Below are 14,007 nucleotides of genomic sequence, written 5' to 3'. Positions count from 1 at the left end.
TCAATTACAGTAAAGGGATGGATGCGGATGACTGCATTAATTGTTTTCATTTTGGCGATTGTGAGTTCCCTCTTTTTGTTGGTGAGACTCGTTTGGAAATTATATATTAATGATTTAAAACGAAAAGGGATGTATGATGATTTTTATATCAAATATCAATCGGTAGAGTGTCCTCACAGTAAACAAATCAAATTATCCGATTCAACTTGGAGAGATCAGTTTTCCATGAAGCGTGAAATTGGCGGCAGTGTACAAAGCGGGTTAGTTAAAGTTGGGGCTGCGATGACTCAGCATAAGCTGTATTGTGAAGAATGCGGTCAAAAGCGATGGTTCGCTCAGGTTAATACGAAGAAGGAAATAGTCCAGCTGATGTTTGCAATCGTAAAATATATGCTAGTTGCTTTGATTGGCCTGGTTGTGCTGGCGAATATATTTGTTCGGCTCGGTATATGGATATGGTCCTAATGAAAAAGTATCTGCTGGGTGCGGATGCTTTTTATTAGTGTCTTCAAAAAAGAGATGTCTCACAAAACCAAGCTTTTGTATCGGTAGATGTCGATTTCATGCACTAAATTATTTCTTTTACTGACATTACTGCTTCTTGAAGCAAAAAAGGCTCCAGTTCAATCATTGAACTGGAGCCTTGTATAGAGGAATTTTAACTGCTCTTAAAGTACATGTAAGATTACCAACAAAAGCCTTTATCCAAAAGATTCTTTCTTCGATTAGGATCAATCTTTTTGCTTAACTTCATGATGACATATTGGTTGAGCAGGATTGTAAAATCGATCTACTAAATTATATATTGTGACGAGCTCGTACAGAATAATTAACTCAGGAGGGAACTGAGTTGGATGAATGTCATTGTTTTTTGTGATCTCTTCATTGTCTTCCCAGAAAAGATCTGTAATGTTTTTCAATTGAAGCTGATGTTTTTTGGAATTGTAGTCTGCTGCATGCTGAAGATCATCGGCAAGTTCCGTTACAGCGTCCATGATGACTGCACGTTCTGAACTTGTCCATGAAATCTTATTCAGGGGTAAATTGATTAGATTTCCTAAATGATAATCCAGATTATGCAAATAGGATAATTGCCTTTCAGCCATATGAAGTTCATTTTTATCTCCACCTATCAGAGGATGCAATTTCGATTCATCCCGTTGAAAACGAATGAGAGTTTCCGTTTTCATGATTTCTTTGTTGAGCTGGTGCATGATATCCCTATTGATTTTCCGGTCTATGTGCTGATCATAGAGAATCGTTCGGAAGGTTTGTTCAAGTAGTGTTCCTGCCCGTGCTCCGATATTCTGGATGCTGTCTAAAATATCTTTTCGATAATCTGGGCGAAAGACAATCATGTTTACAGCTGTGGATACTAGCAGACCTGTCGTAGTTGTCCCTAGACGAATGAAAAATGAGATTAAATAATTGCTATGGATGACCTCGACCATGGCGACAGCTGTCAATGTTGCAACAAGCAGCCCTGCATGGAGATTCAATTTGTAACAGGTTAAAATGGTGAATACGGCAGCTAGTGTATAGGTAATCGGTGAGTTCCCGAAAAGTGCAATGAAAAAAACAGCGTATGCTGAACCAATAGCAGATGCCGGAAATCGGACGATGCCTTTTTTTATGGAATCACTCACGGTCGGTTCTATCGTTACAATAGCCGTGATAACTGCAAATACAGGCGGCCAGTGAAACCATTCACAAATAATGGCTGTTAAAAATATGGCGATGCCTGTTTTTACAATTCGGATGCCATGGAAATGAAAGTTTCGCATTTAATCTTGTCCCCTTACACATTAATTTTAACATAGGAAGCAGATGGTTGTGTACGCCCCATCTGTTTCATTGATCTTTCCTAATGAAATGAATGGATCTATTCATCGAAAAAACATATGATAACTTGTCGAGTATTGTGATAATTTAATCTTTCCGGTAAGATGTGGATATAGACTGGGATGGAGCACATATTCACAATACAATCTGTTAAAAGTTAACAATCATGAAGGTTTGCTTTAAAAACACCTTACTGTAAAAGAGGGGGACCGGCAGTGAGTGTATTTCAAATAGCATTTTTCGCAATTATAGCGAGTGCGTTGTTTTATGGATTGTTTTTTAAATCAAAAGAAGAATTACTGACGCGGTATTTAGCATATTTCCTGATGATGTCGTTCTTTTTTCATCTAGTATTTCAATCGAAGTCGATAGTTTGGATGGTTCTATTTTTGTTTTGTATTATAGGACTCACACTCGATTTGGATTCTTCGCTCATTAAAAAGTGTGTGTTAATAGCGGGCATGCTAATCTTCGTATCCCTTTATCGTGTACCGTATGAGACAGCTGAATTCAGCAGCTATTTGAAAGATGAACATGGTATTTTTTGTGCAGGGATAGAATGCCTGCAAGTTTCTGAAAACGATGATATTCCGGTCATGAACGCTGAAAGTTCAGCAATACAAAGCTATCACCTATCTTCATATTTCTTTTGGGCAAAAGGAGAACTCGTAACAGATTCTTTCTCATTGACAGCTGTTAACGTCATGGGTTTCTGGCTTCCGCTGTCAGATTCAAATTAGAAGTGAGTGTAAATGGTTTGAAATTTATTATGGAAAAGCTATATTAAATCTGTTGATGTTTGACCTTAATGGTAGTGCGATAAGGGAATTGAAGTAAATTGAAAACTTAAACTTGAAAGCGCTGGTGATGAGTCAGCGTTTTTTTGCATTATATGGTGAAGTTGAAATTAGCAACTGATTGTTTGAAAGGTTATCCAGTATGACCGATTCCACGTTCCTTCAAATAATAATTGGACAGGTTGCATATATTGGTCTGAATACAACCGAGGATGTGATTGGAGTTATTGAGAGGGCGTTACTTTTTATCATATTGTTACGAGTGATTTCGGGGAGTATTGAAATATCGGCTGCTGCATTAATGTACAAATTCAATGACTTGGAAAAGGCTTTCTACATTAACAGCATGCTGGCTCTAGTTGGTCCGGTTATCTTGATTGTCACAACAGGACTTGCACTCAGCGGACTCACTGAAAAGATCTCTTTGACGAGGATGGTATGTCTGTTTGCAGGAATTTCTCTCATTTTGTTCAGTTTGAAGGCCAAGTGAAAAACTTGAAATGAACTGCACAGGAACAGTTACAGAGCATACTTCGCATCTACAAGCTGCCTGAACTGTAATAGACAGACCTCTTTTGTATAATGGTGAGCAGAGGTGATGTTATGTTTATCAACAAACAAGAAAAGGAAATTTACGGAGGCCCTTCTGATGGCGTTCGGAACTAATCGTACAGAATTGAGAGCTTGGAAAGAAGCAGTTCGTGCTGGTGAGATAGCCTTTCTTACCCATTACTGGATCGATGACCGTTTTCCAGGATGCAATACAGTGACGAAGGTTGGCTGTGCGGATATTGATCTGCTGATGGAGTGGGGACAAACCTATGGGTTAAAGCCTGAATGGATTGACTATAAAAAAGACTACCCCCATTTTGACCTGTTTGGAAAAATTGAAGTTGAGGCGCTGCTGGATGCAGGTCTTGCAGATCGAGTGGAACGTTTTAATTTAAAGAAAAAGATTGAGGAATGATTAATAAATAGCTTCTTTGCAGAACCTTCATGTTTCGTTAAAAAAACACGAATCTCTTATGCCAATCCTTAAATAGGATTGAAGGATTTCGTCGCGATTTGTCGAATGGTAATAAAATTCGACAGTGACGGAGAGGGAGATGTGATTAGATGACAGTTGAAGATTTAGATGCTCAGTTCATTGAATACGAACGGATTTCAAATCAGGTAAAAGAATTGCAGCAACAGCAAGAAGATGTACTTGCTGCCCTTTTAGAGAAATCTAAAGACCTGATTGAGTGGTATCATAAGAAAAACTTGATATTTACGCATCCTTCGATCCAGCTCCACACGAGCAGAGGTCCAATACTGGGATTTAATAAAACCGATTATGATTTGATGGTATACGATGTTAAAAGTGGAATTCTAAAGATCAATCTTAGAAATAAGGAAGAAGTACATACAACGATTTCACACATAGTGGAAGAAGGGTATTTCCCGACTGCTATGGACGGATTGCTGTATTTGAAATCGATGTTGGGTCACTATTTAGATGAAGTCAACGAACTGAATTCTGAATTAGAATCACAGCTTTCTAAATATGGTTAAAACTAGTTTGTTTTATTTGAACGCCTGCCATGGCGTTTTTTTGTTGCAGAAAAAAACATGCAACTGTTAACTTAGATACTGACTGCATTAAGTCCGCAGTAAATGTATTCAATACACAAACAGCAAATCAGTGATGGCGCACAACAATACGGATAATTCTTGATGTGTCTTTAGCGATGATTGACAAATTGATAATCGTCACTAGATAATGCACTTTTCAGAATTGGGAATGTTATACTTGGTATACAAACTTGACTAGTTTACATACAAACAGATTCTTTCACTTGAATGGGTCAAACTAGGAACTGCATAAGGCTTGAGAGCAATCTATTTAAACTAATTGGTTAAGAATATTTCATTCGGGCTGCCATCGGCTAGTGGTGATTTAAAGAAGAGGGGAGTTACATGATGTTTTTCCGACGGATGAACGAAAAGGAAAAAAAGAATAGCATAAGAGCGGTTTTGCTTGGTTTTTATACGTATATGATCGTATCATTCATTAACTTTTTTTTCTATTTGTTAGTGGAAAAGGAACTATTCTCTTCAGCGATTGTTTTCTGGAGCGGATTGCTGGTTTACTTTGGATACAGTGCTTATTTGGATCTTAAAGACAAGAAAAAGTCTGCCCGCAGTAGAGATGGCAGTTAACTAATGTTTTGATGCAAATCTAGTCTGTGAATTAAGCCATCATTTTAGTAGAAGAGGGGAACTTATGACTTTTGAAGACAATGCCAGTAATTCTATAAAACTTAGATCAATAATTTTGGAAGACTTTCCTAACGTTCTGAAATGGAGTAAAAACGACGCATTTTGTTTGGCAAACGACTGGGAGTTACATAGAGACGAGCAAGAACTATATAAATGGTGGCTGCATTGTGTAAATCATCTAGCCGAAGATTCTATTCGGTTGGGAATCGATTTTGAAAATGAGTTAATTGGATATGCAGACTTAGCTCATATTAAAAATAACTAAGCGGAATTGGGAATTGCAATTGGTGACAGTACGCTATGGGGAAAGGGAATTGGATATAATTCCTGTCTGTGCATGATGGATCATGCATCTGACCGCTTTGGGATTACAATTTTTCATGCTGAAACAAACGAGACGAATATGCGAGCTAGTAAGATGCTGGAAAGAATAGGATTTAAGGAAGTTGGCAGAATGGGTACTGAGGAATACTTAGGTGTTGAAACTAGGTTAATACAATACAGGTTGTCTTCTTAAAGACAACTTTAGATTTTTAGGTCGCTCGATTGTCTTGCATAGCAAGTTAGTTTGTATTATCATGAAGACACTATCATGCATTGAAAAATATTATGCTCATTACTCATGTTATACAAGGTAAAGAGGAGGGGAATTAGTTTGTCATCAACACAGATGTTGAAAGGAATCATTGATGGGTGCTTATTAGCTATCATACAAAAGGGGGAAGTTTATGGTTATGAACTGGCAGAGAAGTTGGAGGATTTCGGATTTGATTCTTTTAGTGAAGGTACAATTTATCCATTGTTATTGCGTATGCAAAAAGAAGAACTTGTTACATCTACTTTAAAGAAGTCTACTGCTGGTCCTAAAAGAAAGTATTATACTTTAACTCCCAAGGGAGAAATAGAATTAGGTAATTTTCATAATCGGTGGAATATATTGCAAGTCAATGTAAACAACGTTTTATATTCCATAACAGATACAGAAGGAGAGGGAAAAAATGAGTAGTGAGTTCGCACTGTCTAGAAAAAGCAAAAAGTTTTTAGAGGATCTACGTGTTTACTTAATAACAAGCAAAAAAAGTTTAGATGACGTGAATGATATTGTAAATGATTTGGAAGATCACTTATATGAAGCGGAACAGAATGGCAAGACCATTGAAAAAATTGTTGGATCGTCTCCGAAAGAATATATGGAAATGGTTTCGGGGGAGTTAACAACTGATAATAAAAGCTGGTTCAAGTATATATGTTTAATCATCTTCGGGTCATTTACATTTATGCTTTTCCCGGACATATTAACACTAGATCTGTCGTATTCAGTCTTGGATATTGTTAGTCATATTGTGATTAGCAGTATGTTTTTATTATTCGCTTTTGCATACTTAAAATGTACTATAATAAAAAAGTATATGCCTGTAAAGCGTGCTATTTTATTTCTTGGATTGGTGATATTAATATCTGCTATTTCATTTGGCATAGTGTATCTAAATCAAAATATTAGCAGTCCTATTATTAATTTTGGGACCCTTGGAAGTATAATCATCGCTGTGATTATGACGGTTTTTTTAGCAGGTCTAGTGTTTTGGGCAGCCAAATAGACACTAAAAGAATGGGGCTATATATGCTAAGTAGCTGAACTTCAAACAGCCCATTTTTCTTTGGAACTTTTAAGAAATCGTAACTGGAAAAGATTTTAAAATAAAACGACTTTTAAAATAGAGGGAAGTTCTTTACTTTGGTGCACAAGAAATTTCCTTTCTAATTTGAAAGTCTAGAAAGGAACTAGTATGAATTTATTTGAAGAGATACAGTCAAACGATAATATTGAAACCCTTGATTTGGAATTCAATGAGAATTCTAAGCCGCCTAAAATAGTAATCGAGAAATTGATTGTTAAAAAGCCATGTGAACAACATTTATCACCACTAGCGCAGTACTTTTTGGCTCCCTTTGTTTTAATCGAATCAAATGGAGTTTTAGATATTCCTATAATGGATCGTATTATCCATGATCAAGTTATGGAAGAAATTGCTCCGCATTTCAATGGGATTTCAAAAATTACAGCTGATGGTCAAGTCATGTTAAGCATGCAAAACGTAATAGAAAGTTCCACAACACAGTTCATAAACTTATTAAATAATGAACTACTAAATCCCATCGTAGCTGATGTTTACGGCACGAGTACTGCGGAATGGGGTGGGGATTTCACGATAAAAGAATATAAAGTGAATCTCGACGCTGTTCAGAAGTTGGTGGAATATGATGTTCATTCGCTGTGGACTTTTTTTAAAGCCTCTTTCATCTCTGCTTCTGGATACTTTGTAGTAATGCCAAGTGAATGGGAATTTGATGAATCATTTAGAGAGAGGACTGCAGTACAGGCTTTTGCTAGTGTGTGTAACTCAATGACGATTACAGTGAATACGGAGACGAATACAATTTCATCAGTTTTAATGGACTGAATTAATAAAAAGCCTACTCCTCATATCTGATATAGAGGAGTAGGCTTTTATCTTTATTCACTTTAACGCGGTGAGTCTGAACTATCTTAACGTTCCCCCATTGGAAAACTGATAAGCAGCGGGTGATATGTCTTCTTTGGTAATTTTCGGGTGGGAGACGAAGTGTAACAAGGTGACAGCTGCCATCACCTATTATTTTTCCAGGCGTTGAATTTCATCCGCCACTACAAATGCAAGGTCGTCGTTTCCAAACATTTGGAGAACATCGAGCATCGTTTCATTGCCGATATGAAGTTCGTCAAATCCATCATCACTTTCTATCACTTCTTTCAAAAGTACATTTATTGACTGTGCCGGGTACGCCCTGTGATATAGAACTTGAGGGTCCAGGTCAAAGTTCGCGCACCATTGAACAAATAGGCGGACCATAAGCGTTTCATCTTCTTTATATTTCTGAATGATTTGCTCATCGATATTTTTAAATTCCATAATCTGATCCTCCGTAGTGAAATTATAATTCTAAGTATATACGATAGAACGACTATCTAAAACGAATGTCGTTTCTGGTTTAAGAATTAAAGATTTTTTATTGCATTCCATTTTGAATATTAAGAGGGTCGCAAGAATACAATGGAAAGCTGCCTGCCATGAAGGCAGCTATTTTCATGTGAAGCAAAGTGTGCTGATATCCGTTAACGATTTATCCTAGGGGAGTAAATTTTATATTGAACTGGCAGTAACAATACCAAAAACTGAATAGTTATCTAAATCAATGTATTCTAACAAAATATAGGTTATAATCCAAATGGAGGGGGAATGGGAAATGATTAAACAATCCATTATAGAAAACGTATTGGAAGCCGCGTTATCCACTGGCGGTGATTTTTCAGAGGTTTTCATAGAAGACAAGTTTGTCAATTCGATAGAGCTGCAGAGCGATAAAGTTGAAAAAAGTATATCGGGGCGTGATTTCGGAATAGGGATCCGTATTTTCTCAGGGCTTCAAAATGTGTATACGTATACTTCTGATTTCACGGAAGAAGGGTTAATTGAAGCGGCAAAGCGTGCTGCTTTAGCAATCAGCGGCGGCGGAAATGGAATTATCCATCCTCTGCAAAAAGAGATTGTTCAACCGATTCATACGATTGCCCAGCTTCCGCAAACCGTTGAGCATGCACGGAAAGTAGCAGTGATGCGAAAAGCGAACGAAATTGCCAAAAGTTATGATGAGCGAATCCGGCAAGTGGGGCTTCGTTATGTTGATGAAGAGCAGCATGTCTTAATTGCAAATTCTGAAGGCAAGTTTGTCGAAGATCAGCGTGTCCATTCCAGACTTGCGATTCAATCGACAGCGATGGATGGCGGAGAAATGCAGAGCGGGTTCTATGGTCCCGGTGCTCATGCCGGTTTTGAATTCATCGAAAATCTGGATTTGCAGCATTACGCAGGCGAGGCATCCCGTATTGCTGTGACGATGCTTGGTGCAGACGAGTGTCCAAGTGGAAAGTTCCCGGTGATTATCGATAACGAATTCGGTGGAGTGATTTTCCATGAAGCGTGCGGACATGGCCTTGAGGCGACTTCAGTGGCAAAGAATAACTCGGTCTTTGCAAATCGAATCGGGGAAAAGGTGGCACCTGATATTGTGACCTATATCGATGATGGGACGCTTCCTAATGAGTGGGGCTCGTTATCGATTGACGATGAAGGAGAGAAAACCCGTAAAAATGTATTGATTGAAAATGGAATCTTAAAAGGCTATATGATTGATAAATTTAACGCACGTCGCATGAATACAGAGGCAACGGGATCTTCTCGTCGTCAGTCGTATCGATTTAACCCTACTTCCAGAATGACAAACACGTATATCGCGCCAGGACAATCGACACCGGAAGAAATCATTTCTTCAACAGAAAATGGAATTTACGCGAAGTATATGGGCGGCGGTCAAGTGAATCCGGCAACTGGGGATTACAACTTTGCCGTTGCTGAAGCCTACTTAGTGAAGGATGGAAAGATTGATCGTCCATTGCGCGGCGCCACGCTGATTGGGAATGGTGCAAAAACGTTACAGATGGTCGATAAAGTCGGCAATAACTTAGCGCATGGAGCTGGAATGTGCGGGTCTGTCAGCGGCAGCCTCCCTGTAAATGTGGGGCAGCCTATGTTGCGTGTTAGTGAAATTACTGTCGGTGGGACAAAGGGGGAGTAACCATGGATATTCAACAATTTCAGGAAGAATTACTCAGTAAAGCACAGGATGCCAAGTTTGAAGAAGCTGAATTTTACTATGAGAAATCGAATTCGTTTCAAGTAAAGATATTTGAAGGTGAAATAGACAGCTATGAAACTTCTGAAGAAGCCGGTGTTGGATTCAGGGGTCTGTACAATGGCAGCATGGGCTATGCATATACGGAAAAAATCGATGAGGATTCTATTTCCTTCTTAATTGAAAGTGCCAAAGCGAATGCCGACGTTTTGGATGAAGATGATGGGACAGATATTTTTGAAGGAAGTGAACACTACTCGGAGCATTCCCGTTACAGTGAGGAGCTTGCAGCTGTTTCAATCCCTGACAAAATCGAGTTCATCAAAGAAGTGGAAAAGAAAACGCTGGCTTACGATTCCAGGATTACTTCGTTGAATTATTGCATGATCCAGGACTTCACGGAGGAGCGGGTGCTTGCCAACAATAAAGGTCTTTCATTACAAGGTAAAACCAATGGTCTCATCATTTTTGTTTCCGCGGTTGCAAAAGATGGGGAAGAGATGAAAACAGGTGCGGGCGTTCGATTGACACGGGATTTCAATTCGTTGAATGCCGAGGAGATTGCTAAAGAAGCTGCGGAAGAAGCGCTTTCTAAGTTGGGAGAGACATCCATCCCGTCACGTAAGTATCCGGTCATTATGCGGCATGATGCGTCTGCCTCATTGTTAGCAGCATTTACACCGATCTTTTCGGCAGAAGAAGCGCAAAAAGAACAGTCCTTGCTGAAAGACAAAGTTGGTGAAGGAATTGGTGCGGAAACCTTCAGCATTGTTGACGATCCATTTCATCCGGAAGCGTTGTTAGGAAAAAACTTCGACGGTGAAGGAGTAGCTACTGAAAAAACGATGATTATATCAAATGGCACCCTTAAAACCCTTCTTCATAATCGGAAAACGGCAAAAAAAGATGGTGTTTCTTCAACTGGCCATGCGAGTAAAGCATCTTATAAAAGCACGTTATCCGTAGCGCCTGACAATTTATACATTGCTCCAGGGGAAGAAAGTCAGGAAGAACTGATCGCCGCTATGGAGGAGGGGGTATTGATTACAGAATTGTCTGGTCTTCACTCAGGAACAAGTACGATATCCGGTGATTTTTCAGTAGCTGCATCAGGGTTCTATATCAAAGATGGAAAAATCTCTTCCCCTGTGAAACAGATGACAATTGCAGGAAACTTCTTTGACTATATGAATGGAATCGAATCGGTGGGAGCTGATTTGAAATTCGTTCCGGGCGGGTATGGTTCACCTTCAGTAAAAGTAAAAGCATTGTCGGTCACCGTGGATTAATAGAAAAAAGTTTAAAGTACAAATGGAAAAAGCAATCAGAATCATTCATGTAATAGGATCCACAGGGCATCCCTTATAGGATGTCTTTTTTGTTATCCATCAACCAAACAAAGCGAATATATCATTTAGTTAGTGACCGATTTAAATAATTTGCGTCTAAGTACATAAGAGAGGTGAAAAGATGTCCAGTTACAAGTGGTTTGATAACTACTTCGATGCCGTATACAGCTATATTCTTCTGCAGGTTAAACACGTTCAGACAGCGGAAGACTTAGCTCAGGAGACATTTATCAAGGTGATCGCAAAAGAACACCAATTCAAAGAGCAATCGTCTGTGAAGACTTGGATTTTCCGTATTGCCTATACGACTGTCATCAGCCATTTTCGTAAGAAACATCCATTGACTCACTTTATTGATCTGCCAAGCAACTGCAATCTTCTCGATATATCCGCAGAAAAGACTGCACTTTTAAATTTTCAGCATAAAGAATTTTACGAGGCACTCGGGAAACTAAAACCAAGTTACCAGCAAGTAATCACGTTACGCAAAGTCCAAGAATTTTCCACTAAAGAGACTGCGGTGATACTAAACTGCACCGAGAGCAAAGTGAAAATGAGCCTGTCCCGTGCGCTGGCAGCATTTAAGGAAGAATTGGAGAAGGGAGGTTTTACAATTGACACACTTGTCCGATGATGACATTACAGAAGAATTGAAATCACTTAGCAAAGCAACAGAACCCTCAAGCGAGCAAAAAAGAAAAGCACGCAGTCGAGTTTTTGAGCATGCCTCACGTAAATCACCCCGCCGGACGCCGAAATGGATTCCCGTTGTCGTGTCAATGATTGTCTTTTTGTCACTTGCTGGCGGTCTTTATGCACTTCTCACTCCATCTGCCACTGAGACACCTGCTGCTGAATCGGACGGAAAAGATGTGACGGAATCCTGGAGGAATGTGTATCTGCTGCAGACCAGCTTTACAAGTCCCAGCAAATACAGCATTGAAGTCACGGACCATTTGCTGATCATTCAGGATGTCTTCATAGACATGGGAGATTCATTGATGGGGAAGGAAGAGGATGATGAAGAACCTGAGAAATACCAGAATGTTTACACAATACCGGAACCTGCATTGCCTGCAGGAGAATTTGATGATTTTAAGATTGAAAGAGAGGGAGACCGCTACACATTGCGTGTAAAGGGAGATAAAGGTTTCACATATCAATTGACTAAAATTGCTCCGCGGAAGTATATAGGAGAAGACGGCGTGGAATTTAATACTCCCTTCTATATCGACGGTGAACCAGAATAAGGTTAAGTGCCAGTGAAAATCTATATGCAATTGTTCTTGATTCACACTGTTTACAGGGGATTCAGAAATCCTAAAGAATGTAAAAACCAGCCGCCTGAAAAATGGCAGCTGGTCTTTTTTGTTATTCAATCAATACTGCTGTAACTCTGACTGCACATAATAATAAAGCAGCTGCAATGTACATTCCAGCGAATCCTCATGTGTGCGTTCAAACGCGTGTGAAGAGTCAATGCCCGGTCCAATCAGTCCGTGAATGATGTCATGTCCTGCTCTGATGGCTGCGGATGCATCAGATCCATAGTACGGATAAATATCGAGCTTGTAGGCAATGTCTCGTTTTTTCGCTAATTCAACGAGTGAGTTGCGCAGTCCCAGGTGGTAAGGGCCGCTTCCGTCTTTTGCACAAATGGACACCGTGTATTCATCTGTAGATTGGCCATCCCCCATTGCACCCATATCGACTGCTAAATACTCGACAGTTTCCTCTGGAATATTGGAATTCCCGCCATAACCGATTTCTTCATTGTTGGAAATTAAGAAATGTGTTGTAACCGGTAAAGTGATTTTCTCTTCATGGAGTTGTTTAATAAGCTGCAGCAAAATCGCGACACTGGCTTTATCATCCAAGTGGCGGGACTTGATAAACCCATTATCACAAATCTCCACACGCGGATCGAGTGATACAAAATCACCGACTTCTATGCCGAGAGCGCGGACTTCCTTCTCGTTCTTCACATTCGCATCAATGCGGACTTCCATATTTACTTGGTTTCGGTCTGCTTTGCCAGCATCTTTGTACACGTGTACAGAAGTTTGGTGCATTAAGATCGTGCCTGTAATCGTTTTGCCTGAAGCCGTATGAATTTGACAGTACTCGCCTTCAATTGAATTGTAGTTATAGCCGCCAATCAAATCGAGTTTCAGTCGTCCATTGCTTTTCACTTCTTTTACCATAGCGCCAAGCGTATCCACGTGGGCCGTCAGCATGCGGTGCTCCTCATTGTTTTTACCAGGCAGTGTGGCAATCAGTCCGCCTTTACGGTTGCGCATCGTTTTCACATTGAACTTTTTCAAATAATCTTCGACAAAAGTGATGACCTCATTTGTATAGCCTGAAGGACTTGGAATCGATACAAGTTGCTGGATCAGTTTTTTTGTTTCAGCCGTATCTGGTTTATATGTCATATGTATGCTCCTTTCAAAATGGTTCGTCACTCTAAGTTTATCGTTTTATAAGAATTGTCACAACTATTGTTGTTGAAATTTAATCATAGCAAGCATTAAATTTGTAACAAGATTTTATATCGTATACGATTGAATCGTGCAAGATATAAAATAAAAGGAGTTTTAACTATGAAACCATTTTACGAAACTACGATTATTAATACAGGCGGCCGGGATGGATCGGTTTATTCACCGGACAATATCTTCAATTTAGATGTAGCCAAACCGGCTGCACTTGGGGGAGATGTGACAACTGCTTCAAATCCTGAACAGTTATTTGCGGCTGGATATAGTGCATGTTTTAACAGCGCACTTGAACTTCAATTAGAAAAAGACCAAGTCGAGTTTGAAAGCAGTGAAGTTATAGCAACTGTTGCGTTGTATCCAGATAAGGAAGACAAAGGCGTGAAGCTCGGGGTCAAACTGGAAGTTTCAATTGAGGGAGTAGAACATGCAGTAGCTTTAGAATATGCACACAAAGCGCACAACTATTGCCCATACTCAAAAGCGATGCGCGGTAATATAGAAGTTGAACTATTTGTTAACTAAGAG

19 protein-coding genes are annotated in these 14,007 nt (G+C 39.4%); 16 read left to right on the top strand and 3 right to left on the bottom strand.

Annotated elements, in window-relative coordinates:
- Positions 1-27: 27 nt before the first annotated feature.
- Positions 28-465: a hypothetical protein gene (locus PGH26_RS09010; protein WP_323690751.1), complete on the top strand. Its 438-nt coding sequence runs from the start codon at positions 28-30 to the stop codon at positions 463-465.
- Between the two features lie 266 nt (positions 466-731).
- On the opposite strand, the gene PGH26_RS09005 is transcribed toward PGH26_RS09010, so the two are convergent.
- Entirely contained in the window at positions 732-1,784 is a 1,053-nt protein-coding gene (locus PGH26_RS09005; protein WP_323690750.1) for an aromatic acid exporter family protein, read from the bottom strand.
- A gap of 273 nt (positions 1,785-2,057) precedes the next feature.
- Between PGH26_RS09005 and PGH26_RS09000 the strand changes: the two genes are divergently transcribed.
- The 10 genes from PGH26_RS09000 (at position 2,058) to PGH26_RS08955 (ending at position 7,363) form a co-directional block, all read left to right on the top strand.
- Positions 2,058-2,582 carry a hypothetical protein gene (locus PGH26_RS09000; RefSeq protein WP_323690749.1) on the top strand — a complete coding sequence of 175 codons (525 nt, stop codon included), beginning with the start codon at positions 2,058-2,060 and terminating at the stop codon, positions 2,580-2,582.
- Between the two features lie 271 nt (positions 2,583-2,853).
- Positions 2,854-3,129 (top strand): YqhV family protein, encoded by a 276-nt coding sequence (locus PGH26_RS08995; RefSeq protein WP_323693495.1) that lies wholly within the window; start codon positions 2,854-2,856, stop codon positions 3,127-3,129.
- Positions 3,130-3,288: 159 nt separating this feature from the next.
- Positions 3,289-3,606 carry a hypothetical protein gene (locus PGH26_RS08990; protein ID WP_323690747.1) on the top strand — a complete coding sequence of 106 codons (318 nt, stop codon included), beginning with the start codon at positions 3,289-3,291 and terminating at the stop codon, positions 3,604-3,606.
- Positions 3,607-3,755: 149 nt separating this feature from the next.
- Complete coding sequence (locus PGH26_RS08985; RefSeq protein WP_323690746.1) at positions 3,756-4,193, top strand: hypothetical protein; 438 nt, start codon at positions 3,756-3,758, stop codon at positions 4,191-4,193.
- A 405-nt stretch (positions 4,194-4,598) separates the two neighbouring features.
- A complete protein-coding gene (locus PGH26_RS08980; protein ID WP_323690745.1) occupies positions 4,599-4,841 on the top strand; it encodes a hypothetical protein in 243 nt (80 codons plus the stop codon).
- Positions 4,842-4,905: 64 nt separating this feature from the next.
- Positions 4,906-5,166 carry a GNAT family protein gene (locus PGH26_RS08975; RefSeq protein ID WP_323690744.1) on the top strand — a complete coding sequence of 87 codons (261 nt, stop codon included), beginning with the start codon at positions 4,906-4,908 and terminating at the stop codon, positions 5,164-5,166.
- Between the two features lie 6 nt (positions 5,167-5,172).
- Positions 5,173-5,418, top strand: a complete 246-nt coding sequence (locus PGH26_RS08970) for a GNAT family N-acetyltransferase (protein WP_323690743.1) — start codon at positions 5,173-5,175, stop codon at positions 5,416-5,418.
- Positions 5,419-5,523: 105 nt separating this feature from the next.
- Positions 5,524-5,907, top strand: coding sequence for a PadR family transcriptional regulator (locus PGH26_RS08965; RefSeq protein ID WP_431312487.1), 384 nt, complete (start codon positions 5,524-5,526; stop codon positions 5,905-5,907).
- Positions 5,900-6,499 (top strand): hypothetical protein, encoded by a 600-nt coding sequence (locus tag PGH26_RS08960; RefSeq protein ID WP_323690742.1) that lies wholly within the window; start codon positions 5,900-5,902, stop codon positions 6,497-6,499. Before PGH26_RS08965 ends, PGH26_RS08960 begins: the two co-directional genes overlap by 8 nt.
- Before the next feature lie 189 nt (positions 6,500-6,688).
- Complete coding sequence (locus PGH26_RS08955) at positions 6,689-7,363, top strand: hypothetical protein (RefSeq protein ID WP_323690741.1); 675 nt, start codon at positions 6,689-6,691, stop codon at positions 7,361-7,363.
- A gap of 192 nt (positions 7,364-7,555) precedes the next feature.
- Here PGH26_RS08955 and PGH26_RS08950 read toward each other — a convergent pair whose 3' ends face one another.
- Positions 7,556-7,852 carry a hypothetical protein gene (locus PGH26_RS08950; protein WP_323690740.1) on the bottom strand — a complete coding sequence of 99 codons (297 nt, stop codon included), beginning with the start codon at positions 7,850-7,852 and terminating at the stop codon, positions 7,556-7,558.
- A gap of 334 nt (positions 7,853-8,186) precedes the next feature.
- Here PGH26_RS08950 and PGH26_RS08945 point away from each other — a divergent pair, with 334 nt between their 5' ends.
- The 4 genes from PGH26_RS08945 (at position 8,187) to PGH26_RS08930 (ending at position 12,231) form a co-directional block, all read left to right on the top strand.
- Positions 8,187-9,575, top strand: a complete 1,389-nt coding sequence (locus PGH26_RS08945; RefSeq protein WP_323690739.1) for a TldD/PmbA family protein — start codon at positions 8,187-8,189, stop codon at positions 9,573-9,575.
- Positions 9,576-9,577: 2 nt separating this feature from the next.
- Positions 9,578-10,921: a TldD/PmbA family protein gene (locus PGH26_RS08940; protein ID WP_323690738.1), complete on the top strand. Its 1,344-nt coding sequence runs from the start codon at positions 9,578-9,580 to the stop codon at positions 10,919-10,921.
- 181 nt (positions 10,922-11,102) lie between these two features.
- Positions 11,103-11,615 carry an RNA polymerase sigma factor gene (locus PGH26_RS08935; RefSeq protein ID WP_323690737.1) on the top strand — a complete coding sequence of 171 codons (513 nt, stop codon included), beginning with the start codon at positions 11,103-11,105 and terminating at the stop codon, positions 11,613-11,615.
- The gene (locus PGH26_RS08930) at positions 11,596-12,231 is read left to right on the top strand and encodes a hypothetical protein (RefSeq protein WP_323690736.1); all 636 of its coding nucleotides are present in this window, start codon (positions 11,596-11,598) and stop codon (positions 12,229-12,231) included. The genes PGH26_RS08935 and PGH26_RS08930 overlap by 20 nt, the downstream gene beginning before the upstream one ends.
- A gap of 129 nt (positions 12,232-12,360) precedes the next feature.
- Here PGH26_RS08930 and PGH26_RS08925 read toward each other — a convergent pair whose 3' ends face one another.
- Positions 12,361-13,416 (bottom strand): M42 family metallopeptidase, encoded by a 1,056-nt coding sequence (locus tag PGH26_RS08925; RefSeq protein WP_323690735.1) that lies wholly within the window; start codon positions 13,414-13,416, stop codon positions 12,361-12,363.
- 168 nt (positions 13,417-13,584) lie between these two features.
- On the opposite strand from PGH26_RS08925, the gene PGH26_RS08920 reads away from it, so the two are divergent.
- Positions 13,585-14,004 (top strand): organic hydroperoxide resistance protein, encoded by a 420-nt coding sequence (locus PGH26_RS08920; RefSeq protein ID WP_323690734.1) that lies wholly within the window; start codon positions 13,585-13,587, stop codon positions 14,002-14,004.
- The last annotated feature ends 3 nt before the right edge of the window (positions 14,005-14,007 follow it).

Source organism: Sporosarcina jeotgali, assembly GCF_033304595.1.
Taxonomy (GTDB): domain Bacteria; phylum Bacillota; class Bacilli; order Bacillales_A; family Planococcaceae; genus Sporosarcina; species Sporosarcina jeotgali.
Note: the sequence above shows the minus strand (reverse complement) of the source record. Positions and strands in the feature narration are given on the sequence as shown.